We start from the raw sequence: 354 nt of genomic DNA on the forward strand, positions 1-354 counted from the left end.
TCAGAGCTAGATTACTCATTCTATTTAGAATGCTTGGCATAAGCCTGCAAAAAATATGATGTGGATCTACATGCTTACGTGTTAATGACAAATCATATTCATTTGCTGATGACCCCAAATGATGAAACAGGTATTTCATTAGTAATGCAGTCAATTGGTAAACGTTATGTGGAATACATCAATAAAGAACTTAGTCGAACAGGCACGTTATTTGAAGGACGTTTTAAAGCGAGCTTAGTTGATGAAGATGCTTACCTACTTGCTTGTATGCGTTATATCGAAATGAACCCAGTAAGGGCGAATATGGTCAATCATCCCGCAGAATATAAATGGTCAAGTTACCATGTAAATACC

Annotated in this window: 1 pseudogene; it reads left to right on the forward strand. The window is 36.4% G+C overall.

Annotation, left to right across the window (positions count from 1 at the left end):
• Window positions 1-57 precede the first annotated feature (57 nt).
• A pseudogene (locus RM573_RS17435) lies at window positions 58-354 on the forward strand (transposase); the annotation flags it as partial.

Origin of the sequence: Thalassotalea castellviae, from assembly GCF_031846185.1 — a bacterium.
GTDB classification, from domain to species: Bacteria; Pseudomonadota; Gammaproteobacteria; order Enterobacterales; family Alteromonadaceae; genus Thalassotalea_H; species Thalassotalea_H castellviae.